18 protein-coding genes are annotated in these 21355 nt (G+C 70.3%); 7 read left to right on the top strand and 11 right to left on the bottom strand.

The features are described 5' to 3' along the window. Positions 1-39: 39 nt before the first annotated feature. Both CLV71_RS08760 and CLV71_RS08755 read right to left on the bottom strand, forming a co-directional pair. Positions 40-840, bottom strand: coding sequence for a tetratricopeptide repeat protein (locus CLV71_RS08760; RefSeq protein ID WP_133902133.1), 801 nt, complete (start codon positions 838-840; stop codon positions 40-42). A 13-nt stretch (positions 841-853) separates the two neighbouring features. Beyond that, on the bottom strand, positions 854-1354 hold the full coding sequence (locus CLV71_RS08755) for a mycothiol transferase (protein WP_133902132.1): 501 nt from the start codon (positions 1352-1354) through the stop codon (positions 854-856). Positions 1355-1535: 181 nt separating this feature from the next. On the opposite strand from CLV71_RS08755, the gene CLV71_RS08750 reads away from it, so the two are divergent. Beyond that, positions 1536-2426, top strand: a complete 891-nt coding sequence (locus CLV71_RS08750; protein ID WP_133902131.1) for an SDR family NAD(P)-dependent oxidoreductase — start codon at positions 1536-1538, stop codon at positions 2424-2426. Positions 2427-2428: 2 nt separating this feature from the next. On the opposite strand, the gene CLV71_RS08745 is transcribed toward CLV71_RS08750, so the two are convergent. From CLV71_RS08745 to CLV71_RS08735, 3 genes are all read right to left on the bottom strand, one after another. Continuing rightward, positions 2429-3394: an NAD(P)-dependent alcohol dehydrogenase gene (locus CLV71_RS08745; protein WP_133902130.1), complete on the bottom strand. Its 966-nt coding sequence runs from the start codon at positions 3392-3394 to the stop codon at positions 2429-2431. Positions 3395-3411: 17 nt separating this feature from the next. Beyond that, entirely contained in the window at positions 3412-4731 is a 1320-nt protein-coding gene (locus CLV71_RS08740) for an MFS transporter (RefSeq protein WP_133902129.1), read from the bottom strand. Between the two features lie 158 nt (positions 4732-4889). Continuing rightward, positions 4890-5528: a TetR/AcrR family transcriptional regulator gene (locus tag CLV71_RS08735; RefSeq protein ID WP_133902542.1), complete on the bottom strand. Its 639-nt coding sequence runs from the start codon at positions 5526-5528 to the stop codon at positions 4890-4892. Between the two features lie 42 nt (positions 5529-5570). Here CLV71_RS08735 and CLV71_RS08730 point away from each other — a divergent pair, with 42 nt between their 5' ends. Together CLV71_RS08730 and CLV71_RS08725 are read left to right on the top strand one after the other, a co-directional pair. Continuing rightward, a complete protein-coding gene (locus CLV71_RS08730) occupies positions 5571-7265 on the top strand; it encodes a sugar phosphate isomerase/epimerase and 4-hydroxyphenylpyruvate domain-containing protein (protein WP_133902128.1) in 1695 nt (564 codons plus the stop codon). Positions 7266-7379: 114 nt separating this feature from the next. After that, positions 7380-8669, top strand: coding sequence for an SGNH/GDSL hydrolase family protein (locus CLV71_RS08725; RefSeq protein WP_133902127.1), 1290 nt, complete (start codon positions 7380-7382; stop codon positions 8667-8669). A gap of 164 nt (positions 8670-8833) precedes the next feature. Here CLV71_RS08725 and CLV71_RS08720 read toward each other — a convergent pair whose 3' ends face one another. From CLV71_RS08720 to CLV71_RS08710, 3 genes are read right to left on the bottom strand one after another with little or no spacing between them, the layout of a single operon-like run. Continuing rightward, positions 8834-9913 carry an AI-2E family transporter gene (locus CLV71_RS08720; RefSeq protein ID WP_133902126.1) on the bottom strand — a complete coding sequence of 360 codons (1080 nt, stop codon included), beginning with the start codon at positions 9911-9913 and terminating at the stop codon, positions 8834-8836. Positions 9914-9921: 8 nt separating this feature from the next. Then, on the bottom strand, positions 9922-10815 hold the full coding sequence (ypfJ, locus tag CLV71_RS08715; protein ID WP_133902125.1) for a KPN_02809 family neutral zinc metallopeptidase: 894 nt from the start codon (positions 10813-10815) through the stop codon (positions 9922-9924). Positions 10816-10840: 25 nt separating this feature from the next. After that, the gene (locus tag CLV71_RS08710) at positions 10841-12259 is read right to left on the bottom strand and encodes a glycoside hydrolase family 28 protein (RefSeq protein ID WP_133902124.1); all 1419 of its coding nucleotides are present in this window, start codon (positions 12257-12259) and stop codon (positions 10841-10843) included. A gap of 331 nt (positions 12260-12590) precedes the next feature. Between CLV71_RS08710 and CLV71_RS49205 the strand changes: the two genes are divergently transcribed. Then, positions 12591-13994, top strand: coding sequence for a glycosyl hydrolase family 18 protein (locus CLV71_RS49205; protein ID WP_133902123.1), 1404 nt, complete (start codon positions 12591-12593; stop codon positions 13992-13994). A 63-nt stretch (positions 13995-14057) separates the two neighbouring features. Here the strand turns inward: CLV71_RS49205 and eccD are convergent, their stop codons facing one another. The 3 genes from eccD to CLV71_RS08690 are packed head-to-tail and all read right to left on the bottom strand — an operon-like array spanning position 14058 to position 16405. Then, positions 14058-15455, bottom strand: coding sequence for a type VII secretion integral membrane protein EccD (gene eccD, locus CLV71_RS08700; protein ID WP_243866309.1), 1398 nt, complete (start codon positions 15453-15455; stop codon positions 14058-14060). 4 nt (positions 15456-15459) lie between these two features. Beyond that, the gene (locus tag CLV71_RS08695) at positions 15460-15786 is read right to left on the bottom strand and encodes a YbaB/EbfC family nucleoid-associated protein (RefSeq protein ID WP_133902122.1); all 327 of its coding nucleotides are present in this window, start codon (positions 15784-15786) and stop codon (positions 15460-15462) included. 10 nt (positions 15787-15796) lie between these two features. Continuing rightward, a complete protein-coding gene (locus CLV71_RS08690) occupies positions 15797-16405 on the bottom strand; it encodes a WXG100 family type VII secretion target (RefSeq protein ID WP_133902121.1) in 609 nt (202 codons plus the stop codon). Positions 16406-16507: 102 nt separating this feature from the next. Between CLV71_RS08690 and eccCa the strand changes: the two genes are divergently transcribed. The 3 genes from eccCa (at position 16508) to CLV71_RS08675 (ending at position 21332) form a co-directional block, all read left to right on the top strand. Then, positions 16508-20458 carry a type VII secretion protein EccCa gene (gene eccCa / locus CLV71_RS08685; protein ID WP_133902120.1) on the top strand — a complete coding sequence of 1317 codons (3951 nt, stop codon included), beginning with the start codon at positions 16508-16510 and terminating at the stop codon, positions 20456-20458. A 144-nt stretch (positions 20459-20602) separates the two neighbouring features. Beyond that, positions 20603-20968, top strand: coding sequence for a WXG100 family type VII secretion target (locus CLV71_RS08680; protein WP_133902119.1), 366 nt, complete (start codon positions 20603-20605; stop codon positions 20966-20968). A 16-nt stretch (positions 20969-20984) separates the two neighbouring features. Beyond that, the gene (locus tag CLV71_RS08675) at positions 20985-21332 is read left to right on the top strand and encodes a hypothetical protein (protein ID WP_133902118.1); all 348 of its coding nucleotides are present in this window, start codon (positions 20985-20987) and stop codon (positions 21330-21332) included. Positions 21333-21355: the final 23 nt, after the last annotated feature.

Here is a 21355-nt window from a genome sequence, read left to right as displayed (position 1 = left end):
CCGTTGATCCAGTCTGGCCAGGAAGCCGCAGGTCAGCGCCTATACCGCGTCGGGCTCCTCTTCGGCGGGCGCGCCCGAACGCCTCGAAAGCGCGGCGATCTCGTCCACCACGGTCACCGCCTCGACGTACCGTCCCAGCTCACTGAACGTCTGCTCGAGATTCCGCAGCGACGCCACCAGATCCGCCTCATACCGCGCCGCGTCCTCCGCCGCGAGCCGTCGCCGGATCGCGACGGCCTCCTCCAGCGGCCCCACCGCGTCCGAGCTGCGCCCCAGCTCCTGAAGCACCGCACCGAAGTTGTTCAACGCCATCGCCCGGTCGGCCACCCGCTCGGGCGGCAGCCGACGCCCGAGCCCGGCCGCCTCCTCGAACGACGGCAGCGCCGTCTCGAACTCACCGCGCTGGTGGCGCCAGAAACCCACCGACGTCAGCGCCGCGAACAGGATCGGCTCGAAGCGCACCTGGTCGCCCGGCACGAGCGTGCGGTAGATCGCCACGGCACCCTCCGCCGACGACAGCGCCTCGTCGACATGGCCCAGCTCGGCCAGCAGGTGTGCCTTCATCAGCAACGCGGCGGCGAGGTTCGGCGCGTACCGCAGCGGTTTCGCGTGCACGTGCCGACGCCCGATCGCGATGGCCTCGTCGAGTGCGGCCAGCGCGTCGTCGTTGCGGCCCGCGGCGGTCAGGCGCCGCGTGTAGTCGAGCAGGACCGAGCCGACGTCGAAGTCGTGGCGCGACCAGCGGGACGCGAACCAGCGGGTGACGCGCAGCATGAACTCGGCGTTGTCGAGGTCGCGCGTGTACCAGTCCTGCCGCCTGCGACGCCGGCCGCGTCCCATGCCCGAACCCCCTTTAGCGGGGCGGTAACAGCCCGCGCACGAACGCGGCCTGGCCGGCGTGCTGCAGGTCGTCCGACACGACGCTGACCAGCCGGACCCCGAGGGTCACCGGCGGATCCCACCGTTCGTCGACTACCCGGGCCAGGTCGGTATCAGTGACGGCCGAAACGTACTCGACCGTCCGCTCGTGGACCTCGTCGTGGTAGCCGGCGAGCAGCTCGGCGGACACGCGGACCACGGCGACCGCCGCCGAGTCGTGGCCGTAGCCGGTGTCGCCCACGTCGAACGGCAGGCCGAACCGGTCGGCCCACTTCGGCCACACCTGCTCGGTGCCCGCGGCGTCGGCGACGTGGTCGTCCTGGATGCGCGTCAGGTGCCAGACCAGCCACGCGATGGAGTTGGCCTCCCCACCGGGCCGGTGTGCCAGTTGGTCCTCGCTGAGCCCGTCGACGGTCTGGTGGACGATCCCCTTGATCCGTCCGAACGCGTCGACGAGCACGTCCGCACTCGTCACGGAACAGACGTTACGCCGTTCGCCGATCGGTTGGGCGGTACGGTCCGGCCGAACGTCCTACCGCGCTTTGCCGCAGGATTCCGACCTCCTGGCGCGACCGCCGTCCTCGCTGGCCAGGGAGGACGGACACTTGTGTTGCTCAGGGGAGGGCGACCGCGGGGAGTCGAAAATGGTAGTGAGAATGACGAGGCTGACCACGCTGAACGGGCGCGCGGTGATCGTGACCGGGGCCGGGCAGGGGTTGGGACGGGCGTTCGCGCGGCACGCTGCCGCGATCGGCGCCGCGGTGGTGGTGAACGACGTCGACGCCGAGCTCGCGCACGACACCGCGAGCGTGATCAACGCCGCCGGTGGGGTCGCCGTGGCCAGCACCCACTCGGTGGCCGACCACAAGCAGGCGCGGGCACTGGTCGACGTGTGCGTCAACGAGTACGGCCGGCTCGACGGGCTGGTCAACAACGCCGCGCTGAACTACTCGGCGCTGCCGTGGGACGAGGACCCCGAGCGGGTGCGTGAGCTGGTCGAGGTGAACGTCCTCGGCGTGATCTACACCGGCCTCGCCGCGGTGCGTGCGATGCGGTCGGGCGGGTCGATCGTCAACATCTCGTCCGGGGCGGCACTCGGCCAGCGGGCGCTGGGGACGTATGCGGCGAGTAAGGGCGCGGTCGCGTCGCTCACCTATTCGTGGGCACTCGATCTGGAGGCAGCGGGCATCCGTGTCAACGCGGTGTGTCCACTGGCCCACACGCGCATGGTGCTGACCAGCGAGCGGTCGATGCGCAACTGCCCGCCCGACCGCACGCCGGAGCGGATCGCGCCGCTGGTGACGTTCCTGCTCGGTGAGCGTTCGCAGGGCGTCACCGGCCAGGTGATCCGGTGCAACGGCCCGCAGCTGCACATCATGGGACAGCCGTACTTCAAGGCACCCGTCCTGACCAGGGAGACCTGGGACGACGAGAGCGTGGCGCGGGCGTTCACCGAGGTGTTCGGCGCGCACCTCGAGCCGTACGGGATGGAGAAGCGGCTGCCGCCGACGCTGCGCGACTGGCTGGACCCGGCCGCGGTGCTCTGAGGTCAGCCCGGCACGACGTCGACGACGACGTTGCCGACCTTGCGGCCGGTCTCTACGTACTCGTACGCCTCGACTATCTCGTCGAGGCGGTAGCGGCGGTCGATGAGCGGCCGGAAGTCGCCGGATCCCAGCAGCTCGCCGATTCGTACCACCATCCGCTGGTCCTGCTTGGGGAAGGGGAACCGAACCTTCGCCTTCCGGAACGATGTGGTCAACGGGAGGACGAGGTTCTGCGCCAGCGGGCCCAGCTCCGACGACAGGTACACGCCACCCGGCTTCAGCAGCCGCTTGCACCGGCCGAACGTGCTCTTGCCGACGGCGTCGAACACGGCGTCGTACTTCAGGACGTCCGCGGTGAAGTCGGTCGCCGTGTAGTCGACGACGCGGTCGGGCCCGAGGCCCTGGACGACCGTGAGGTTCGCCGTGTCGCACACCGCGGTCACGGTGGCGCCGAGCTGTTTGAGCAGCTGCACGGCCGCCGACCCGATCCCGCCGGTCGCGCCGTGGACGAGCACGTCGTGCCCCGCGCCGACACCGGAGACCCGGATGAACGCCAACGCGTAGTGCGCCCCCTCGGTGGCCGCCGCGGCGGACTCGAACGAGACGCCGTCCGGGATCGCCGCGACCGGACCGCCTGCCGCGACGGCGACGAACTCGGCGTGCGTGCCGAACGGGCCCTCGTTGTAGCCGAAGACGCGGTCCCCGACCGCGAAGTCCGTGACGTTCGCGCCCGCCGCCGAGACGACGCCCGCGTACTCCGTGCCGAGGATCGCGCGCTTCGGTCTGGTGAGCCCGGTCGCGGTGCGCACGAAGAACGGCTTCGCCGCCCGGTAGGCACAGTCCGTGCGGTTGACGGTCGTGGCGTGCACGGCGACGAGGATGTCGTCGTCGCCGACCGAAGGCGTGTCCACCTCCGCGATCGAGACCACGTCAGGTGGGCCGTACTTCGCGTGCACAGCAGCCTTCATGGAGGAACTCTAGCCAGTCACGTGGTCGCGGGACTGGTCACACCGCTTTCCGGCGACGTCGGTCCGCCGAGCTGTTCGGTCGGCACGCGGTAGGTCTCCTTCGCCGTGGCCACCGCGACCACGTTGACAAGGCACAACACGGCGACGAGAACGGCGACGGGCACCCACCGCGTCCCGTCCTCCCCGTCGAGCGCGGCGGCGATCGTCGGCGAGAACCCGGCGACGGCGAACCCGATCTGCGTGCCGATGGCCATGCCGGAGAGCCGGACCCGCGCGGTGAACATCTCGCCGTAGAAAGCGGGCCAGATCCCGTTGGTGGCGCTGTAGACCAGACCGAACATGACGATCCCGACGAGGAAGACGAGCGGGTAGCTGCCCGCGGCGATGGCCCCGAGGTAGGCGAACATCAACACCGCGCAGCCGAGCGAGCCCGCGATGAACACGGGCTTGCGCCCCACCCGGTCGGCGAGCGTCGCGCACAGCGGAAGTGCCGCGAGGGCAACGACGTTGGCCATCACCCCCACCCACAGCATCGGCGTGCGTTCGAGGTCCATGGTGTTCACGGCGAAACTCAGGGCGTAGACGGTGAAGATCGTGCTGACGGACGCGATCATCGAGGCGAGCACGACGCGCAGGACGTCACGCCAGTGGTCGCGGAAGAGGTCGACGACGGGAAGTTTCGAGACGTTCTCCTGTTTCTCGAAGACGGGCGTCTCCTCGAGCCGTCGCCGGATGAGGTACCCGACGAGCACGACGACCGCGCTGGCCCAGAAGGGAATCCGCCAGCCCCAGGAGAGCAGGGAGTCCTCCGGTAAGGCGGCGACGGGCAGGAATGCCGCGGTGGCAAGGATCTGCCCGGCCTGCGTGCCGCCGAGGGTGAAGCTCGTGTAGTAGGCCCTGCGGTCGGGTGGGGCGTGTTCGAGCGTCATGGAGTTGGCCCCGGCCTGCTCGCCCGCGGCGGAAAGCCCTTGCAGGAGGCGGAGAAGGACGAGGAGCACTGGCGCGAGGACGCCGACCTGGCCGTAGGTGGGCAGACAGCCGACGAGGAAGGTGGCGACTCCCATGAGCAGCAAGGTGAAGACGAGAACCGTCTTGCGCCCGAACCGGTCCCCGACGTGCCCGAGGATGAACGCGCCGACCGGGCGGGCCGCGTACCCCACTCCGAAGGTGGCGACGGCGAGCAGCGTTCCCGTGGCCGGATCGGAGTCGGCGAAGAACACCTTGTTGAACACGAGCGCCGCGGCCGTGCCGTAGATGAAGAAGTCGTAGTACTCGAGGGCACTACCGATCCAGGCGGCGACAGCGGCCTGCCGCGGCTTCCCAACCGACCCACTCACGACGCACTCCTCACCTTCATCGATGAACGGGAGAACGAACGAACTGGATAGTTAATACGAGTGCGGTCGAGGACTTGTCAAGGGCCGCCTGGGGCGACTGTCCCGCCGCGCCTCGGCTCGCCGGCCCCGACGCGCCCCGCTGAAGCGGCTACCGGAGGTCAGCGGGCCGCGAGGTAGTCCAGCACCAGGTCGCCCAGCAGTTTCCTGTGTCGGGCCCGGTGCGCGGGGTCCAGCATGTCCCGCTCGAAGATCGCGTTGAACGTGTGGCGGTTGGCTATGCGGAAGACGCAGAACGAGCTGATCACCATGTGGACGTCCAGGGGATCCGCGTCGCCTCGGAAGACGCCTGTCTCGTGGCCTCGGGCGAGGATTCGGGTCAGCACGTCCAGCGCGGGGTTCGCCAGGCCCGACAGCACGGTCGAGCGGCCTATGTGCTCGGCCCGGTGGATGTTCTCGATGCTCACGAGCCTGATGAAGTCGGGATGGGACTCGTGGTGGTCGAACGTCAGCTCGGCCAGCTGCCGCATCGCGTCGACCGGGTCCAGGTGCTCGACGTCCAGGTCCTGCTCCAGCGCGCGGATGCCGGCGTACGCGTGCTCCAGGACCTCGATGTAGAGGTGCTCCTTGTTGCCGAAGTAGTAGTAGATCATCCGCTTGGTCGTGCTCATCTTCGCGGCGATCTCGTCCACCCGCGCACCCGCGAAGCCCTTGTCCGCGAACTCGCGGGTCGCCACCTCGATGATCTCCGCTCGGGTGCGTTCGGCGTCTCTGGTTCGGTCGGGCTGGGCCACCGGCACAATGTAGCGCGACACTAAGTAACTATCTGGTACGTTAACAAGGTGTCCGACCGGGTGAGCATCGCGACCGTCTGCCTTTCCGGCACGCTCGACGACAAGCTCGTCGCCGTCGCCTCGGCCGGGTTCGACGGCGTCGAGATCTTCGAGAACGACCTCGTCGCGTCCTCGCTCTCGCCGAAGCGCATCCGGGAGCGCTGCGCGGACCTCGGCCTCACGATCGACCTCTACCAGCCGTTCCGCGACTTCGAGGCCGTGCCGCCCGACGTGCTCGCCGCCAACCTGCGCCGCGCCGAACGCAAGTTCGACGTCATGGCCGAGCTGGGCGCCGACACGGTCCTCGTCTGCTCGTCGGTCTCACCCGACGCCGTCGACGACGACGACCTCGCCGCCGAGCAGCTCCACCTCCTCGCGGACCGCGCCGCCGACCGTGGCATGCGTGTCGCCTACGAGGCGCTCGCGTGGGGCCGGTTCGTCGACACCTTCGACCACTCGTGGCGCATCGTCCGGCGGGCCGCGCACCCCGCGCTCGGGCTGTGTCTCGACAGCTTCCACGTCCTGTCCCGAGGCGGCGACCCGGCCGCCATCCGCGTCATCCCCGCCGACAAGGTGTTCTTCCTCCAGCTCGCCGACGCGCCACGGCTGCGGATGGACGTGCTCCAGTGGAGCCGCCACCACCGGCTCTTCCCCGGCCAGGGCGCCTTCGACCTCACCGGCTTCGTCGGCAGCGTCCTCGCCACCGGCTACACCGGCCCGCTCTCGCTCGAGGTCTTCAACGACGTCTTCCGCCAGTCCGACCCGAACCGCACCGCCGTCGACGCCATGCGCTCCCTGTTGGTGCTCAAGGAGAAGCTCGGCCTCGTCGACCTGCCGCGGGCACCCGCGCTCGACGGGTACACCGGCACCGAGATCGCCACGCACGACCCCGCGCTGCGGGAAACGATGACAGCACTGGGTTTCCACCGGACCGGCACCGGCCGCTGGCGGCAGGGCGGCGCCACGCTGACCATCCGCACCGGCGCCGCGACGCGGATCACGGCCGTCGAGGTCGCGAGCACGGACCCGGAGCGGTCCCGCCGCCGCGCCGAAGCCCTGCTCGCACGGCCGGACGAACACGGCGTCCCGGCACCCGACGGCACGACCGTGGCCTTCGGAACCCTGGCGAACGTCGCGGGCGAGGGGCTGCTCACCGGGATCGACCACGTCTCGCTGACCGCGCCGTTCGACGACGTCGACCAGACCGCGTTGTTCTACCGCGCCGTGCTCGGGTTGACCGCCGAGCCCGAGGCCGAGTTCGCCGCGCCCTACGGCCTGGTGCGCAGCCTCTCGGCGAGCGACGGCCGCGTGCGCATCGCGCACAACGTCGCCATGCTGCGCCGGGGCGACTGGGCGCCTGCCGTCACCGACCCGCAGCACATCGCCTTCACGACGGCCGACGCCCTGGAGGCCGCGAAGGCCATGCGTGCCAGCGGCGCGCGGCTGCTCGACATCGGCGACAACTACTACGACGACCTCGACGCGCGCCTCGCCCCGCCGAACCTCGACGAGCTGCGTGCCAACTCCGTGCTGTACGACCGCGACGAGCACGGCGAGTACCTGCATTTCTCCACGGACATCTTCGGAGACCGCGTGTTCTTCGAGATCGTCCAGCGCGTCGGCGGATACCTCGGCTACGGCGTGGTGAACTCGCCGGTCAGGATGGCCGCGCACAGACGGTCCCGTCTCCGAAATTCTCGGTGACAATTCGCTTGTTGACCGCCAATTAATCCATGCTCTACGGTCCCGCTAGAGCCGATCATTTCCGATAGTTATCGGAAAATCTCGGGTTGACGAGCTGCGGGAGGCGATGGGGCCATGCGCGGAAAACGGTTCGTTGTCGGTCTGACCGGGGTACTGGCCGTCGCGGTCGGGCTCACGGTGCAGTCCGTCGAGGCACCCGCTGCCGGGAACCCGGTCGCGGCCGGGCAGTGGGTCAACACCTGGACGTCGATGCCGCAGCTGACCGAGCCGGGCAACATGCCGCCCGTCCCGTTCACGCAGGACGGGCTCGTCATGGCCGACTCGACGCTGCGTCAGACCGTGCGCGTCACCGTCGGCGGCCCGAACCTGCGGCTGCGCTTCTCCAACGCCTTCGGCGGCGCCGCGTTGCCGATCACAGCGGTCACGGTCGCGAAGCCCGCGGGCGGACGCGCGGGTGTCTCGGCGATCGAGCCGGGCAGCGTGCGACCCGTGACCTTCAACGGCCGCGCGGCGACCACCATCCCGGTCGGCGCGCAGATGGTGTCCGACCCGCTCCCCGTGCGCGTCGCGCCGATGACCAACCTGACCGTCACGCTCTACCTGGCGGCAGGACAGGCGTCGAACAGCATCACCTCGCACCCCGGCTCGCGGACGACCTCGTACCTGTTGGCGGGCAACCACACCGCGGACCCGGACCTGCCCGGCGCGACGCCGACCGACCACTGGTACTTCCTGAGCGGCGTCGAGGTGTTCGCCGGGCGCGGCACCGCGGGCGCGGTCATGCTCGGCGACTCGCTGACCGACGGCCGGGGCTCGACGACCAACGGCAACGACCGCTGGCCCGACCAGCTCCTCGACCGCCTGCAGGGCGACCGGCACACCGCCGACGTCGCGATCCTCAACCAGGCGGCGGGTGGCAACCGCGTCCTCAACGACATCCTCGGCCCGAGCGCGCTCGCCCGCTTCGACCGCGACGTGCTCGCCACCAGCGGGGTCGAGTGGCTGCTCGTGTTCGAGGGCATCAACGACATCGGCACCGCGGCGGCCGCACCCGAGGCACAGCAACAGGTCGCGGCCGACCTGATCGCGGCGTTCCAGCAGTTCGTGACCCGCGCGCACGCGCAGGGCATCGAGGTCTACGGCGCGACCCTGCTTCCCTTCGGCGGCAACACGGGCTACGACGACCCGGCAGGCGCCCGCGAGTCGGCGCGCCAGACCGTCAACCGCTGGATCCGCACCAGCCGCGAGCTGGACGCGGTCATCGACTTCGACAGGGCGATCCGCGACCCCGCCGCGCCGAGGAACATCCTGCCCGCCTACGACGTCGGCGACCACCTGCACCTGAACCCGACCGGCTACAAGGCAATGGCGGACGCGGTCCCAACAAGACTGTTCCACAACTAGCACCACCCAACACCCGACCCCGCCCAGTGCACTAAAGGACGCCTTCGTAACGCTGGGCGTACTGAAGGACGCCTTCGTAACGCTGGGCGTACTGAAGGACGCCTTCCTAACGCTGGCAGTACTGAAGGCGTCCTTCGTAACGGCGGGCGTACTGAAGGCGTCCTTCAGGTCATGGCGCGGTAGGCGGCGCGCACCGTGGCCAGCAGTGGCACGGCGAACAACGCGCCGACGATGCCGCCCAGCTCGATGCCGACGCTGATGGCGAGGAGGATCGCGACCGGGTGCAGCCGCACCGAGCGGCTCATCAGCAGCGGCTCCAGGACGTTGCCCTCCAGCTGCTGCACCGCGACCACCACGCCGGTGACGATCAGGGCGACCACGAGACCCTGGCTCACCAACGCGATCAGCACCGCGACCAACCCGGACACGAACGCACCCACGATCGGCACGAACGCGCCGAAGAACACCAGCGCCGACAACGGAAGCACGAGCGGCACCCCGGTGACCCAGAGCCCGATCCCGATGCCGACCGCGTCGATCAACGCGACCAGCAGGGTGGTGCGGACGTACGACGTGAGGTCGTGGAATGCCTTTTCCCCGGCCGTCCGGACCTTGGCACGACCCGGCTCCGGCAGGAACTCGGTGGTGCCGCGCCACATCCTGGCGCCCTCGTGCAGGAAGAAGATCAGCATGAACACCACGACCGCGAGCCCGGCCAGCATCGCACCCGCCGTGGACAGCACCCCGAGCGCGCCGGACGCGAGCTGCGACCGGTTGCGTGTGACCCAGTCCTTCGCCTCGTCGAGCATGCGGTCGAGCTGGTCACCGGTCAGGCCGAGTGGTCCGGTGGTCAGCCAGTCACGCAGCTGGCGGTAGCTGTCGTCGAGCCGGTCTGCCAGGCCGGGCAGGCCGTCGACCAGCGTGGTGACCATGAAGTAGACGAGCCCGCCGATCGCACCGAGGCCCGCGAGCAGCACCGCCGTGGTCGCGAGGCCGCGCGGCACGCGGTGGTCGTGCAGCCAGGTGACCGCCGGCGCGAACAACGCGGCGAGCAGCAGGGCGACCGCCAGCGGGATCACCACCACGGACAGGCGCGTGACCACCTGGCCGAGCACCCACAGCGTCGCCGCGACGATCAGCAGGTACAGGCAGGTGAGCGCCACCCGCCGCAGTCTCGCGACCGGATCCCGGCGCGACTCGGCCTGCTCCTCGGCAGGCTCGGCCTGCTGCTCGCTAGTCGTCATCGCGTTCGTCAGCCGAGGTTGTCGGTGCCGAACGTGTCGCACTGGTTCGGGTCACCGGTCTGGTACCCGGTCGAGTACCACTTCTGGCGCTGCTCCGACGAACCGTGCGTGAACTGCGTGGTGTCGACGGTGCCGCCACCCAGCTCCTTCTGGATGAAGTCGTCGCCGATGCGGGACGCGGCGTCGAGTGCGGCGGCCACGTCCTCGTCCGTCACGCCGGTGATCAGGGGCTGGCCGCTCGCGTCCGGGGTGTTCGTCGCGTGGTTGGCCCACGCACCCGCGTAGCAGTCGGCCTGCAGCTCCAGGCGCACCGAACCGGACTCCGCGCCGGTGTCCTGGCCGACCTGGTCGGAGGTGCCGAGCAGGTCCTGGATGTGGTGGCCGTACTCGTGTGCCAGCACGTAACCCTCGACGAACGGGCCGCCCTTCGCGCCGAATTTCTGTTGCAGCTCCTGGAAGAAGCCGAGGTCGATGTACACCTCGCCGTCGGCGGGGCAGTAGAACGGGCCGGTGGCCGAGTCGGCGTTGCCGCAGCCGGTCTGGACGCCGCCGGAGAAGAAGTTGGTCTCCGCCGGGGTGTAGCCGTCGAGCTGGCTCGTCCAGTAGCTCTGGATGGAGTTGATGAACGCGACCGCGCGGCAGTCGGCCTCACGGTTGGCGTCCGCGCCGGTGCGGCAGCGTTCCCCGAGGTCGGACGCGCCGACCTGTTCGTTCTGGCCGATGTCACCGAAGCCGCCCGCGCCGGAGGGCGAACCGCCGCCACCGCCGGTGAACTGCGTGATCAGGTAGATGATCACACCGATGATGCCGACCCCACCGCCGCCGAGCGCGAGGCGTCCGCCCATCCCGCGCTGGTCACTGACCTGTGAGGTGTCGAGTTGGGCGTCGTCGTTGAATTCCACACGGAAATGCTCGCACGACCGGACCTCACACGCTCATGGGAGCGCCGTTCTCGTAGACGTCGTCGAGCACCAGGCCCGTGACGTTCTCCACGACCGAGGGCGCCGCCGTCTGCCGGAAGTCGACGTTCGACAGGCGGACCTCGCCGACCGGGTCCTCCGGGTAGCCACGCAGGTTGAGCGCACGCTGGGCGTGCTCGACCGTCATGCTGTCGACGGTGATGCCGGTGACGTCGGGGTCGAACCCGTGGCCGGGACCTTCCTCGTAGTAGAAGTCGATCGTGATCGCGGCCTGGGCGACGGTGCCGACGGTGAGGTCGCGGGCGTGGAAGTCGTGGATGAAGCCACCACGCACGGAGTTCGTCTTGAACCGCAGCGCGGTGTCGAGGTCGGGGCTGGAGAGCCGGAGGTTCCTGGCGTAGACGTCCCGGACACCACCGGACATCTCGCTGCCGACGGTCACCCCGCCGTGACCCGCGGCGAAGTCGCAGTCCTCGACCAGGATCCGCTCGCTGGGCACGTTCACCCTGCGGCCGTCGGCGTTGCGGCCGGACTTGATGGCGATGCAGTCGTCGCCGGTGTCGAAGGTGCAGCCGCGGATCACCACGTCGCGGCTCGACTCGGGGTTGCAGCCGTCGTTGTTGGGGCCGTGCGTGGCGACCTTCACGTCGCGCACGAGGACGTTCCGCGACAGCACCGGGTGGATCTCCCACATGGGGGAGTTGACGATCGTGACGCCCTCGACCAGGACGTCACGGCAGCGGTAGGGCTGCACGAAGTTCGGCCGCAGGCAGTCGCCCGCGCCGAAGACCCGTTGTGCCACCGGAACGCCCTGCTCGGCCATGGTCTGCAGCCTCGTGCGGGCGGCGGACTGCTCGGGGTCGCCCGGACGCCAGCCGTAGGCGGTGCTTCCCTTCCACGGCCACCAGTGCGCGTTGTCGGCCTGGCCGTCGAGGGTGCCGGTGCCGGTGACCGCGATGTTGCGCTGGTCGTAGGCGTAGACCAGTGGGGAGTAGTTGTACAGCTCGGTGCCCTCCCAGCGGGTGTACACGGCCGGGAGGTAGGCGTTCGGGTCCTGGCTGAACGCGATCGTCGCGCCCTCGGTGACGTGCAGGTCGACGTTGCTCCGCAGGTGGATCGGGCCGGTGAGGTAGCGGCCGTCCGGCACGACGACGCGACCGCCGCCTGCACGTGCGCAGGCACGGACGGCCTCGGCGAAGGCGCGCGTGCAGTCGGTGACGCCGTCGCCCCGCGCGCCGAACCGCGTGACGAGGAACTCGCGGCGCGGGAACCGGGGTGGGCGCACGGACCTCGCGATGGCGTCCGCCCGGTCCCACGGGTCCGCCCCGGCGGCGTCCCTGCCGAAGATCGCGGCGCCGAGGAAGGTGCCCGTGGTCGCGGCGGCGGCTCGCCCGACGAAGGAGCGGCGGGACCAGCGGGAAGACATCGCGAGCCTCCGAGAGTTTCGGCGCTGCAGGGAGAAACGGCCGATCCAGGCGTACCTCAGCTGGGGACGCGGCGCAATGCCCTCGAAACCCGCCGACGGCCCAGTGCACTGAAGGAGTCCTTCGTAACGCCGTGAGCGAAGGCATCCCCCAGCGCACCCGGTCGGGGGTGTCCAGCATCTTAACCGGTCTAGACCAGGAGGGCAAGGTTTGGAAGGTTGACTAACCAACGTTTGCAAATTGGTTCAACCATTAACGCGTCCACTATTGACTGTGCCTCGCCGACGGGGGTTCACTGAGCGAGCCTTCTCCCTGTCTCGGAAGGAAACACTCATGTCCGCTTACCTCTCCCGGCGACGGCGCCGGTGGGGTGCGGCCGCGCTCGCCGCGACGACCGTCGCCACCGGTCTCGCCTTCGCAGCCGCAACACCGACCGTCGCAGCCGCCGCACCGTCGGCCGCAGCCGCACTCCCGAACGGCTTTCGCAGCATCGGGTACATGCCGTCGTGGGCCGGGAGCGTCAACAGCGTCCAGTACAGCAAGCTGACGCACATCAACTACGCCTTCGTACTGCCGAACTCCAACGGCACGCTGCAGGGTGTGCCAGACGGCGGGAAGCTGTCGTCGCTGGTGAGCCTCGGTCACAGCAACGGCGTCAAGGTCTCGCTGTCGATCGGCGGCTGGAACGACGGCAACGACTCCGCGTTCGAGGCACTCGCGGCCAACTCGGGCTCACGCACCACGTTCGTCAACAGCGTGGTGAGCGTGCTGAACCAGTACGGCCTCGACGGTGTCGACATCGACTGGGAGTACCCCGACCCGGGCACCTCCGGCAACAACTACACCGCGCTGATGCAGCAGCTCAGCAACACGCTGCACGGCCAGGGCAAGCTGCTGACCGCGGCCGTCGTGTCCGAGGGCGGCACGGCGAACGGCGTGCAGCCCGCCGTGTTCGGCTACGTGGACTGGCTGAACATCATGGCCTACGACGGCGGCAGCCCGCACGCGAACTACGACTGGTCGATCGCCTCGGCGAACTTCTGGAAGGGCCGCGGTCTGCCGGCCAACAAGACGGTGCTGGGCGTGCCGTTCTACAGCCGCCCCGGCTACCTGACCTACTCCCAGCTCGTGGCCATGGACCCGGCCAACGCCAACCGCGACTGTACGACCGCCAACGGCGCCCAGCAGTGCTACAACGGCATTCCCACGATCAAGCGCAAGACCCAGTGGGCGATGGCCAACGCGGGCGGCATGATGAACTGGGAGCTGTCCCAGGACACGACCGGAAGCACGTCGCTCGTGAGCGCGATCTACGAGACCGCGACCGGTGGCGGCGGGAACCCGCCGACCGGGCGCACCGGCCCGATCACCGGCATCGCGGGCAAGTGCGTCGACGTCGCGGCCGCGAGCAGCGCCAACGGCGCCGCGATCCAGCTGTACACGTGCAACGGCACCAACGCGCAGAGCTGGACGGTCAGCTCGGACGGCACGCTGCGTGCGCTGGGCAAGTGCATGGACATCGCCGCGGCGGGCACGGCCAACGGGACGGTCGTGCAGCTGTACGACTGCAACGGGACCGGCGCGCAGGTCTGGCAGGCACAGTCCAACGGCACGCTGCGCAACCCGACCTCGGGCCGCTGCCTCGACGCGACGGGCAACAGCTCCGCGGACGCCACGCGCCTGCAGATCTGGGACTGTTTCGCCAGCAGCAACCAGGTGTGGCGCCTCCCGGCCTGATCATGAGGGCCGGCACCTGAGGAAAAGTGGCCTACTGGCTTCGTGGCTGAGCCAGTAGGCCACTCAGCTGACCGCGTCCCGGACCGCGTTGTAGATGTCGAGCATCGCGGCCGTGACCGGGAGCAGCGAGATCAGCACGACGTACTCGAGGATGTCGAGCCACCGCGCGCGGAACGGCGAGTTCTCCTGCCGCACGACGCGTCCCGCGTACACCACGCACAACCCGCCGGCCACCGCCAGCAGCGAGGTGAGCGTGAACAGCCACTCGTCGCCGACCGTGGCCGCGACGCGGACACCGAGCCCGGTCAGCACGACGAGCCCCACCACGACCAGCGACACCCGCTGTGCCGCCGCCGCGTAGGCGCGGGACCGCAGCAGCCACGCGACGCCGATGAGCCCGACCAGCACGGCCGACCACGGCGACGCGTTCCCGAGCACCACGGCACAGCACCCGGCCGCCGCGACCCCCAGCGCCGTCACCAGCCCGCTGAGCAGCCGGGCCGCGGTCGACGTCACGCCGAGCACCTCGGAGCCCAGCGCGGGCCGCTCGTCCGCGCGGAAGGCGTCCATGTCCTCCGGCACGTTCGGCAGCGGCAGCCCCGCCATCCGCAGTGAGACCAACGGCGCGAGTGCCGTGACCGCGGTGAGCAGCGTCGCCGCGATCGCCGCCGCACTCGCCGGACGCGCGTCGAACAGCAGCACGCTCGTCGTGACCAGCGTGCCCGCACCGGCCGCCACCGCGACCGCCACGAACCACACGTGCCGGTGCACGACCACGGCCGCCAGCACCGCGTGCAGCGTCGTCGCCGCGAGCCCCACGGCGAGCGACTCCGCGGTGACCGGCCAGACGGAGTGCGGCGCCAGCGCGGTGAGCCCGCCCGCGAGCGCCGCCGCCGTCCCCGCGCCCGCACACGCGCAGGCCGCGGGCAGGTCCCCGTAAGCCCGCGCCAGCGCGAGCCCGGCGACCAGCAGCACCACGGCGACGATCCCGGCCCCGACCGGTGCCTGTGCCGTGCCGGACAACGCGGTGAGCAGGATCGCCGTCATGCCGGCGAAGAGCACACCGGCCGACACGAGCGCGAGACGCCGCCCGACGGTCGGGCGCCACGCGCCGCGCCTGGTCCGCGCGGCGCTCGCGATCGCGTCGACGACGTCGTCGAACAGCAGCGGTGTGGCGGGCCCGATCCGCGCGGACAGGTACAGGACCTCGCCGTCGGACAGGGAAGCCGCGGCCACGGTCAGCCCCGGCGGCAGCGGTGGGCCGCCGACGCGGGACAGCGCCCAGCCGGTGCCGTCCGGGCCGGGGCGGACCGGCGCACCCGCCAGCCGGACCAGCTGCGGGATCAGCTCGGCGAGCGTGCACTGCACGGGAAGCGCCACGTCCATCCTGGCCCTCGGCGCCACCACCGTGACCCGCCGCAGCCCGGAGGTCGGCACGGCCGTGGGAACGGTCATCGACATCGCGTCACGCCAACCGGTCCGCCACCGCGAGCAGCGGCGCGAACCGTGCCTCTGACGCCTTGGCGAGCCGCCGCCGCGCGTCGTTGACGGCCTCGGTCACGACCGTGCCGAGGTCGTGGGCGTCGAAACGGCGCAGCGCGGCAGGGTCGATCGACACCTCGGCCAGCTCGCCGGTGCCGCGCACGGTCGCCACCACCTCACGCCCGCGCGAGGACCCCTTGACGAGCATGGCCTCGACGGATCGCTGGACCTGGGCGATCTCCTCCTGCTGACGGGTGAGGTGCTCGACCATCTCCGCGACCTCGGGGTCGGTGAAACCCGCACTGTCCATCGTGGACCTCCTACGCCGCGACCGAGGTGGTGCCGGACTGCCCGAACAGCGAGGAGAGCGTGCCGCTCAGCTCCTGCATCGTCGAGTCGGCGGCCTTCGTGGCGGAGTTCTTCGCCTGCATCGCGGCCATGAACGCCTTCATGATGACCGCGGCGATCATCGCCATCTTCATGCCCTGTGACACCGGCGGGTCCGGCAGCCCCTGGATCGCCTTGATGGCTTGCTGCATCTGCTGGATGATCTGCTGCGCCTGCTGCCCGAAGCTCTGTTTCTGCTGCTGTGCCTGGCTCTTCGCGCTCACGAGTGCCTGCGCCGCCTGCTCGAGCCGCTGCTTCTCCTGCTCGAGGTTCTGCTTGAGCACGTCGATCAGTTCCTTGGTCAGGTCGGTGGTGACCCCGTTGAACGAGTCGTACGCCTCGCCCCGCCACGTCTGGCCGAGGTTGCTCGCGATCTGGTCGGTCGACGTGGCGGTGCTCCCGACCTCGCTCGCGCACCTGCCGCACTCGTCGGCCTTGGCCCGCAGCTCACCGGGGTCGCCGGTCACCTTCCTGATCGCCTCGTCGAGGTACTGGTGGCCCTGGTCGACCACCGAGTACACCTTGTCTTCGCCGAATCCCATCCCACACCTCCGTTCCCGGCGAAGGGTATGGCGGCGTGCCCGCGCGTGCGGACGGCAAAATTACCCACCCGCGCCACGGTGCGGGCTGGGCATCATCCGGACATGGCCACGCATGCCCGCCGTCCGCCCGCGCCGGAACCGCCGTCCGGCGAGATCGCGCTGGAGTCGCCGCCAGGCCTGGTGAAGGGCAACCCTCAGGCCATGATGCACATGATGTTCATGGTGCCGATGATGCTCGGCATGGGCGGCATGTCGTTCGTCTACATCGGACGCAACGGCGGCGTGATGACCTACGTCTTCGGCGGGTTGTTCGCGCTGGTCATGATCGGCATGATCACGATGTCGCTGGCGGGCGGCAGGCACGCGACGAAGGCGAAGATCAACGAGGAGCGCCGCGACTACCAGCGCTACCTCTCCGGGCTGCGCAGGCAGGTCTACGACGTCGGCGAGCGCCAGCGGGTCGCACTCGCGTTCGGGCAGCCGGAACCGGCCGACCTGTGGACCTTCGCGGGTGCGCCGTGGGAGCGGCGCCGGTCCGACCCGGGGTTCGGGCAGGTGCGGGTGGGCAGCGGCCCGCAGCGGCTCGCGACCCCGCTTCGGCCGCCGCACACGGCGCCGCTGGAGGATCTCGACCCGGTGTCGGCGACCTCGTTGCGCCACTTCATCCGCGCCTACTCGACCGTGCCGACACTGCCGGTGGCCATCTCGCTGCGCGCCTTCGCGTGCATCGGGCTCAGCGGTCCGCGCGAGCCCGTCCTCGACGCCGTGCGGGCCCTGCTGGCACAGGCCGTGACCTTCCACGCCCCCACCGACCTGCGGATCGGGCTGTGTGTCGCGGCGGACCGGCGTGCGGCATGGGACTGGCTCAAGTGGCTGCCGCACGCCGTGCACGCGACGGAGACCGACGCGGTCGGGCCGGCACGCCTGGTGGCGGGCGACCTCGACGAGCTGGCCGAGCTGTTCGGCGACGACCTCGGCACCCGGCCGCCGTTCACCCGCCAGGCCGGCATGGGGTTCGACGCGCCGCACCTCGTCGTCGTGGTCGACGGTGGTCGCACGCACGGCGCCACCCGCCTCCCGGCGACCACCGGACTGCACGGCGTGACGATCGTGGAGATCACCCGGGCCGCGCCGGCGGAACCGTCGCCCGACGCGTTGTTCCTGCACCTGGCAGACGGCAGGCTCGGCATGCTCGTCGAGTCGGAGTCCGGCGCGAGGCTCGGGTTCCTCGGCGTGCCGGACCGCCTCGACGCGGCGGGCGCCGAGGTCGTCGCGAGAGGTCTCACGTCGCGTTTCCGCTCTGGCGAGATCGCGCCGGAGAGTCCACTGTCGACGGTTTTCGGGCTGGCCGGCCTGCTCGGCCTCGGTGACCCGAGGGACACCGACACCGCGCTCACCTGGCGGCCGAGGGCGCCGCGCGAACGTTTGCGCACGCCGCTCGGCCTCGACCCGCAGGGCCAGCCGGTCGAGCTTGACCTGAAGGAGTCGGCAGAGAACGGCATGGGCCCGCACGGTCTGGTCATCGGCGCCACCGGCTCGGGCAAGAGCGAGCTGTTGCGCACGCTCGTCACCGGCCTCGCCGTGACGCACTCGTCCGAGACGCTCAACCTCGCGCTCATCGACTTCAAGGGCGGCGCGACGTTCGCGGGCATGACCGACCTGCCCCACACCTGCGCGGTGATCACGAACCTCGCCGAGGACCTGACGCTCGTCGACCGCATGGGCGACGCGATCAACGGCGAGCTGGTGCGGCGGCAGGAGCTGCTGCGTGCGGCCGGGAACTTCGCGTCGGTCCGCGACTACGAGCGGGCCCGCGCCGCCGGTGCGGACCTCCCGCCCGTGCCGGCACTGCTGGTGATCATCGACGAGTTCAGCGAGCTGCTGTCGGCGCGACCGGAGTTCATCGACCTCTTCGTCCAGATAGGACGGCTGGGCCGCAGCCTCGCGGTGCACCTGCTGCTCGCGTCGCAGCGACTGGAGGAGGGCAGGCTGCGTGGGCTCGAGGCGCACCTGTCCTACCGGATCGCGCTGCGCACGTTCTCGGCGTCGGAGAGCAGGGCCGTGCTCGGTGTGCAGGACGCCTACCAGCTGCCCGCCGTGCCGGGCTCGGCCTACCTCAAGACGGACACGGACACCATGCGGCGCCTCAAGACCGCTTACGTGTCCGGCGAGCTGCCGCCGAGAGCCAGTGGTCAGGACACCGTGGTGTCGCCAGGCAGCCAGGTGCTGTCGTTCACCCTCCAGGAGGTGCCCCTGCCCCCGGCGCCGCCCAAACCGCCCGCGCCGATCTCGGTGGCCCACGGCACCGGCGAGACGATCATGAGCGCGATGCTGACCAGGCTCATCGGCAAAGGCCCCGCCGCACACCAGATCTGGCTGCCGCCACTGGCCGAGCCGCCGACGCTCGACCAGCTCCTCCCGCAGCTCGGGGTGGACCCTGTGCGGGGCTTCTGCCCGGCGGGCTGGACCGGCAACGGCAGGCTCGTCGTGCCGGTGGCCATTGTGGACAAGCCGTTCGAGCAGCGCCGCGACCCGCTGTGGCTCGACCTCAACGGCGCGGCGGGCAACCTGATGCTGATCGGCTCCCCGCAGAGCGGCAAGAGCACGTTCCTGCGTGGCGTCGTCAGCTCGCTCGCCCTCACCCACACACCGGCCGAGGCACAGTTCTTCCTGCTGGACATGGGTGGCGGCGCGATGGGCCCGGTCGCGGAGCTGCCGCACGTCAGCGGCTACGCCGTGCGGCGCGACGTCGAGCGGTGCAGGCGGGTCGTCGCCGAGGTGGCGAGCCTGCTGGCCGCGCGGGAGCAGCTGTTCGCCGAGCGGCGCATCGACTCGGTGGCCACGTTCCGCCAGCGCAGGGGCGAGTTCGTCGAGGACCCGGTGAACGGCCGCGAGTTCGGCGACGTGTTCCTCGTGATCGACGACTGGGCCGTGGTGCGCCAGGAGTTCGACTTCCTGGAGGACACGATCACCCGCATCGCCCAGCGCGGCCTCGGGTTCGGCATCCACGTACTGGTGTCCACGACGTGGTGGCTGAACATGCCCACCCCGCTGCGTGACAGCATGGGCACGCGGCTGGAGCTGCGGCTCGGCGACCCGGGTGACTCGATGATCGACCGCCGGGCCGCGCAGAACGTCCCGCAGAACCGGCCGGGCCGGGGTATCACGACCGAGCGGCTGCAGATGCTGGGCGTGTTGTCCCGCGTGGACGGTGACGACCGGGTGGAGACCATCGGCGAGGGTACCAAGGACATGGTGAGCCGGATCGTCGCGGCGTGGCAGGGACCGCCTGCGCCCCAGCTGAGACTGCTGCCGCGCACGGTCCCGCTGGACATCCTCGAGATGGACGGCCGCCTGGTCCCGGTCGGTCTCGGCGAGGCCGACCTCGAACCCGTCGGCCTGGACTTCGCCTCGGAGCCCCATTTCCTGGGCTTCGCGGACGTCGAGTGCGGGAAGACCACGTTACTGCGGGCGATCGCGACGGGTGTGGTGCGCCGGTACACGCCCGAGCAGGCCAGGATCATCGTCGTGGACTACCGGCGCGGCCTGCTCGGCGCGGTGCCGGAGGAGTACCTGCTCGGCTACGCGGGTTCGGAGCCGGTGCTCGACGACCTCGTCACCCAGATCGCGACGGCCATGCGTGCGCGGCTGCCCGGCCCCGGGCTGACCCCGGAGCAGCTGCGGAAGCGGAACTGGTGGCAGGGCAGGGAGCTGTTCCTGTTCGTCGACGACTACGAGCTGGTCGCCGCGCCCGGCAAGCTGGTGCACCCGCTCGGCGCCCTGATCGAGTTCCTCCCGCACGCCAGGGACATCGGGCTGCACGTGGTGGTTGCGCGTGGTAGTGGCGGTGCGGCGCGGGGGATGTTCGACCCGGTCCTGCAACGGCTTCGGGAGCTGGGGTCGCCGGGGCTCGTCATGTCCGGCAGCCGTGACGAGGGCGTGCTCCTCGGTGACGTGCGTCCCGGGCCGCTGCCGCCCGGCCGGGGCACGCTGGTACGCCGCAGGGGCGGCCCGATGCTGATCCAGGTCGGCTGGACACCACCCGCCGAATGATGCCCCGCCGAGTGCACTGAAGGACGCCTTCAGTACGGCCAGCGTTACGAAGGCGTCCTTCAGTGCATTGGGGCCGGTGTGGGTAAAAGTGCCGTTGGGGTCGGGGCTTCTCGGCAATAGGTTCGGTGCGAAAGGAGGACAACCATGGCACCACAGGGTATTCAGCTCGACCAGGACATCATGGCCAAGGCGGCCAAGGACTTCAACGACACGTCCACCTCCATCAGGGACCTGATGAGCAGGCTCAACTCGGACGTCTCGGGTCTGGTCGGCGCCACGTCGCACTTCAACGGCGCGCAGCGCATGGCGTTCGACCAGAACCAGGTCCTGCTGAACGAGAAGATCCAGAAGGCGGGTCACGAACTGACCGTCATCGCGGACAAGTTCAACCAGACCATGGGCACGCACGCGCAGTACGCGGACGACCAGGCCCGCAGGATCAACGAGGCGGGCGCCCCGTTGAACACCGGTACGGGCACGGTCGTCACCGGGCTCAACGGCTTCGCCTGAGCAGAGAGGAGACGGCATGACATCCGGGATATCCGCGGGCACCGTGACGATGAACTACGGTGCCGTCACCGGCGCGAGCCAGAAGCTGACCCAGTACTCGGGCGAGATCAACAACGCGCTCCAGTCGCTGGACACGGCACTGGGGCCGGTGCGCGAGACGTGGTACCGGTCCGGCAGCCAGTCCGGTGTGGAGGCACAGGCCGCGGAGAGCAGCCTGCGCACCTCGCTGGTGGGCATGGCCGACATCATCAACCGGATCGGCGCGCTGCTCGGCAACTCGGCGGTCGAGGCGGCAGACCTCGACCGCTCGCTGGGCAACAACTTCCGCAACCAGGGTTCGGCCGCGCCGACGGCCTACGCCTGACGACGAGTCGTTGACGCCGTGGC

The sequence above is a fragment of the Actinophytocola oryzae genome, from assembly GCF_004364325.1.
Lineage (GTDB): Bacteria > Actinomycetota > Actinomycetes > Mycobacteriales > Pseudonocardiaceae > Actinophytocola > Actinophytocola oryzae.
Note: the sequence above shows the minus strand (reverse complement) of the source record. Positions and strands in the feature narration are given on the sequence as shown.

Excerpts from the sequence above, each read along its gene's own strand:
- CLV71_RS08760 (WP_133902133.1), bottom strand. The coding sequence starts at position 840 with ATGGGACGCGGCCGGCGTCGCAGGCGGCAGGACTGGTACACGCGCGAC.
- CLV71_RS08750 (WP_133902131.1), top strand. The coding sequence starts at position 1,536 with ATGACGAGGCTGACCACGCTGAACGGGCGCGCGGTGATCGTGACCGGG.
- CLV71_RS08745 (WP_133902130.1), bottom strand. The coding sequence starts at position 3,394 with ATGAAGGCTGCTGTGCACGCGAAGTACGGCCCACCTGACGTGGTCTCG.
- CLV71_RS08725 (WP_133902127.1), top strand. The coding sequence starts at position 7,380 with ATGCGCGGAAAACGGTTCGTTGTCGGTCTGACCGGGGTACTGGCCGTC.
- CLV71_RS08720 (WP_133902126.1), bottom strand. The coding sequence starts at position 9,913 with ATGACGACTAGCGAGCAGCAGGCCGAGCCTGCCGAGGAGCAGGCCGAG.
- CLV71_RS08710 (WP_133902124.1), bottom strand. The coding sequence starts at position 12,259 with ATGTCTTCCCGCTGGTCCCGCCGCTCCTTCGTCGGGCGAGCCGCCGCC.
- CLV71_RS49205 (WP_133902123.1), top strand. The coding sequence starts at position 12,591 with ATGTCCGCTTACCTCTCCCGGCGACGGCGCCGGTGGGGTGCGGCCGCG.
- eccD (WP_243866309.1), bottom strand. The coding sequence starts at position 15,455 with ATGTCGATGACCGTTCCCACGGCCGTGCCGACCTCCGGGCTGCGGCGG.
- CLV71_RS08695 (WP_133902122.1), bottom strand. The coding sequence starts at position 15,786 with ATGGACAGTGCGGGTTTCACCGACCCCGAGGTCGCGGAGATGGTCGAG.
- CLV71_RS08690 (WP_133902121.1), bottom strand. The coding sequence starts at position 16,405 with ATGGGATTCGGCGAAGACAAGGTGTACTCGGTGGTCGACCAGGGCCAC.
- eccCa (WP_133902120.1), top strand. The coding sequence starts at position 16,508 with ATGGCCACGCATGCCCGCCGTCCGCCCGCGCCGGAACCGCCGTCCGGC.
- CLV71_RS08680 (WP_133902119.1), top strand. The coding sequence starts at position 20,603 with ATGGCACCACAGGGTATTCAGCTCGACCAGGACATCATGGCCAAGGCG.
- CLV71_RS08675 (WP_133902118.1), top strand. The coding sequence starts at position 20,985 with ATGACATCCGGGATATCCGCGGGCACCGTGACGATGAACTACGGTGCC.